Consider the following 4476-nt stretch of genomic DNA (forward strand, 5'->3'; position numbering starts at 1 on the left):
CGGCCGACGAAGCCATGCGCCGCGCCGCCCAGGAAGCGGCGGAGGCCGCGGCAGAAGCAACCGGTTTCGCTGGCCCGGCAGCGTTTGAGAGTGATGAATAATTCGCCTGTCATCCCGAGCGCAGCGAAGGGCCTTATTACGATTGTGCAAACGTGATAAGGTCCTTCGCTGCGCTCAGGATGACAAACGTTTTCATTTATTCTGCTCGATGTCCGGCCGCCGCCGTAAGCGGGCAGAGCCGGGCCGCATCTGCTACCTTCGCGCCCCGTAAACCATTTATTGTCGCTGCCTCCCCCCGATACCAGACCTTTACCCTCCTATGAGTTCCGATTCGAAACATTCGCACACCGCCATTTCCGGGGCGGGGCTGCTGATTGCCTTGGGCATTATCTACGGCGACATCGGCACCTCGCCGCTCTACGTGATGTCGTCCATCCTCAAGAGCGGCACCGTGCCCGATTTGATTGACGCGCACCTGGTACTCGGCGGTATTTCCTGCGTCATCTGGACGCTGACACTGCAAACTACCGTGAAGTACGTGCTGCTCACGCTGAACGCGGACAACAACGGCGAAGGCGGTATTTTCTCACTCTACGCCCTGGTGCGGCGGCGCGGGGCCTGGCTGTCGGCCGTGGCCATCATTGGCGGCTCGGCCCTGCTGGCCGACGGCGTGATTACGCCGCCCATCTCGGTGTCGTCGGCGGTCGAAGGGCTGAAGAACGTCTTTCCTACTCTCACGCAGGACGTGGTAGTATACATCGTCATCGGCATTATTGCGGGTCTGTTCCTGCTGCAAAGCTTTGGCACTCAGATTGTCGGCAAAGCCTTTGGGCCGATTATGTTCTTGTGGTTCAGCATGCTGGGCGTGCTCGGCGTGAGCTGGATTGTGCAGAATCCAGTCATTTTGAAGGCCGTGAACCCCTATTACGCTTACGACCTGCTGGTGCATTATCCCGGCGGTTTCTGGCTGCTGGGCTCGGTGTTCCTCTGCACCACCGGGGCCGAGGCGCTGTATTCCGACCTGGGCCACTGCGGCAAGGGCAACATCCGCATCAGCTGGACTTTTGTGAAAACCACGCTGCTGCTTAACTACCTGGGACAAGGTGCCTGGCTGCTGGCCCACCAGGGCCAGATGCTCAACGGCAAAAATCCCTTCTATGCCCTCATGCCGCAGTGGTTTTTGCTCATTGGCATCAGCGTGGCCACCATTGCGGCCATCATCGCCTCGCAGGCTCTCATCACGGGTTCGTTCACGCTGGTGGCCGAGGCTATTCGCCTGAATATGTGGCCCAAAGTGAAGCTCAACTACCCCACCGACGTAAAGGGCCAACTCTACGTACCCAGCATGAACCGGCTGCTGCTCTTCGGCTGCATCGGCGTGGTGCTCTACTTCCGTGAGTCGACCAACATGGAAGCGGCTTACGGCCTGGCTATCACGCTCACCATGCTGATGACCACCATTTTGCTCACTGTGTGGCTGAAAGCCAAGAAGGTAGCCCCGGTGCTGGTGTTCGCATTCGCGGCGCTTTATGGCATCATCGAGGGCTCGTTCCTGATTGCCAACATGATTAAATTTCCGCACGGCGGCTGGGTGTCGCTGGCCATTGGCGGCACACTCATGGCCGTGATGTACGTATGGCTCAAGTCGTTCTACATCAAGCGCCGCCTCACGGAATTCGTGAAGCTGGAACCCTACGTCGACGCCCTCAAGCAGCTCAGCGACGACGAGTCTATCCCGAAATACTCGACGCACCTCGTGTTCCTCACCTCGGCCGAGCGCAACTCCGAGATTGAGCAGAAAATCATCTACTCCATCTTCCAGAAGCGCCCCAAACGCGCTGACATCTACTGGTTTATCCACGTCGACACCACCGACGAGCCGTACACGATGGAGTACAAGGTGACCGAAGTGGCGAAGGACGACGTGTTCCGCATCAATTTCCGCCTCGGCTTCCGGGTGCAGCAGCGCATCAACCTGTATTTCAGAAAGGTAATCGAAGACCTCGTGCGCAACAAGGAAGTGGACATCACCTCGCGCTACGAGTCGCTGAACAAGCAGCACGTCACAGGCGATTTCCGCTTCGTGGTGCTGGAGAAATTCCTCTCCGTCGAGAACGACTTCCCGACCCTGGAGAAGCTCGTGATGCAGGCCTACTTCTATATCCGCCAGTTCATCGCCTCCGAAGACCAGTATTTCGGCCTCGATACCTCTTCGGTGAAGGTGGAGAAGGTGCCGCTGGTGATTGCACCCGTGCGCGAGGTGGCGTTGAAGCGCATCAAGTAAGGACCGCAGATTTTAACGTATTGGACGGATTTCGCGGATTCAGGCGGCCGTTCAACGCCACACACGAAAAAGCCCCGTGCAGCTGCACGGGGCTTTTTTTACGCCTGCGAATAGGGAATTATCGCTCCTCTACTTCCCCAGCCACTTGGCCAGCACGGCCTGTTGGGCGGGCGTGGGGTTGGCCACGGGCTGAATGGTGAATTTGCGGTCGGTATCCGGCTGCATTTTCAGCTTGAGGTCGCGCAGGAGGCCGTCGCGGCGCACTTGCAGGGTTACCTCGCTGCCCACGGGGCCGCCGGCCAGGGTCTTCACGGTTTCCTCGCTGGGGGCGGCGCCGTTGATGAGCACAATTTCGTCGGTGGCGCTGAGGCCGGTGGTCCAGGCGGCACCGTCGCGCTCTACGGCCGTTACCAGCAGCTTGCCGCTGCGGTTCGAGAACGAGGCGCCCAGCGTGCCCTGCGTGGCGGGCGTGCTCGTGAGGGTGAGGCCGGCATAGCCCAGCGCGGTGGCGAAGTCGATGGGCTGCGTGCCGTACACGCTGTTCTGAAAGAAGCTGTCGAAGCGGCGGCCGGCCACGGTGGCCACGGCATCCTGGTACTCCTGGTCGGTGAAGCCGCGCTTGGCTTTCAGGTAGTAGGTGTCGTAGAGTAGGCGCATCACATCGTCGAGGTGCTTCTTGCCGTTGGTGGCCTGCGCGATGTTCAAATCAAGCCAGGTGCCGATGAGGTCGCCCTTCGAGTAGTAGCTGATTTGCGTATTATTCGAGTTTTCGTTGGGCCGGTAATACTTAATCCAGGCATCGAAGCTCGACTCGGCGGCCGACTGGATGCGGTTGCCGGGCGTGTTCTCCACCTCCGTAATGGCATTGCCGAGGCGGCCCAGATACTCGGCCTGCGTGAGCACGCCGGCCCGCTCCAGAATCTGCTTCGAGTAGTACTCGGTCATGCCCTCGCTCACCCACAGCATGTGCGTGTAGTTCTCCTGGTCGTAATTGAACGGCCCCAGCGCCACCGGCCGAATGCGCTTCACGTTCCAGAGGTGGAAATACTCGTGCGCCACCAGGCCCAGGAAGGACTTCAGGCCCGCGTCGGTGCCGTAGGTGGCGCGGCTCACTTCGAGTGTGGTCGAGTACAGGTGCTCAAGGCCACCGCCGCCGCGCTCCAGGTTATGCACGATAAACAGGTAGTGGTCGAGCGGGTTCTGGCCCACCACGCCGTGCGCGGCCTCCACCACGCGCTTCATGTCGGCCACCAGCTTGGTATCGTCGGCGCTGTACTGGCCGTACATGGCTACTTGGTGCGGGGTGCCGTTGGCGGTGAACTCCAGAATTTTCTGGTTGCCGATTTCCATCGGCGAGTCGGCCAGCTCGTCGTAGCTCGCGGCTTTGTAGGTGAACTTGCCGGGGCCGGGGCGCAGGGCCGTGCTCACTTTCTCCCAGCCGGCGGCGGGCTGCACCACCACGGTGCTGGGCAGCATCTTGTTATCGGCCGGGTACATGAACACGCTGCTGCCGTTGAGGTAGCCGTGGTCGGCGTCGATGAACGACGTGCGCACGCTCAGCTCAAACGCGTACACGCGGTAGCTCACCCGGAAGCTGCCCTGCTTGGGGTGCTTCACGCGCCAGGTGTTCTTGTTGATTTTCTCCACGGCCAGCGGCTGGCCGGCGGCGGTGCGGGCCTCAAAGCCCTCCACGTTTTTCGCGAACTCGCGCACTAGGTACGAGCCCGGGGCCCACACCGGCATTTTCAGGTCGGTGTAGTCGGCCCCGAAGCCGCCCAGCTCCATCTTCACTTCAAAATAGTGCGACTGCGGCAGCGGCATGCTTAGCGTGTAGCGCAGCGAGGGCACGGCGGCTTTGGGCGCGGGCGCGGCCTGGGCAAATGGCAAATGGCGGGCCAGCAGCCCGGCCAGGGCCAGGCCGCGCAGGGCGGCGGGGGAATTTCTACGCATTCGGAATCAGTTGAGGGACTAGCAAGGGCACAAAGTAAGACCGCCGGGTTGCCTCCAACCTAGCGGCACCCCGCGCCGTTAGGGCCTAGCGCAGGGCTTACCCGGCCCCGCCGACGTTTTTTTTGCCGCGCCATGCGATATATCTGGATAATTTTTGGTGGGCTGCTGGTGGCGATGCTGGCCCTGTTGCCACGCCTGAACCGGCGCGCCGCGCCCCCCCCCGCCGAGCGCCTGCCCGTGCA

2 protein-coding genes are annotated in these 4476 nt (G+C 61.2%); one reads left to right on the forward strand and one right to left on the reverse strand.

Annotated elements, in window-relative coordinates:
* The first annotated feature begins 319 nt into the window (after positions 1-319).
* Complete coding sequence (locus tag ACYVDE_RS15325; RefSeq protein WP_460502410.1) at positions 320-2284, forward strand: KUP/HAK/KT family potassium transporter; 1965 nt, start codon at positions 320-322, stop codon at positions 2282-2284.
* Between the two features lie 129 nt (positions 2285-2413).
* Here ACYVDE_RS15325 and ACYVDE_RS15330 read toward each other — a convergent pair whose 3' ends face one another.
* Positions 2414-4234, reverse strand: a complete 1821-nt coding sequence (locus ACYVDE_RS15330; protein WP_460502411.1) for a M61 family metallopeptidase — start codon at positions 4232-4234, stop codon at positions 2414-2416.
* Positions 4235-4476: the final 242 nt, after the last annotated feature.

The organism is Hymenobacter agri (genome assembly GCF_054778495.1).

Excerpts from the sequence above, each read along its gene's own strand:
- ACYVDE_RS15325 (WP_460502410.1), top strand. The coding sequence starts at position 320 with ATGAGTTCCGATTCGAAACATTCGCACACCGCCATTTCCGGGGCGGGG.
- ACYVDE_RS15330 (WP_460502411.1), bottom strand. The coding sequence starts at position 4,234 with ATGCGTAGAAATTCCCCCGCCGCCCTGCGCGGCCTGGCCCTGGCCGGG.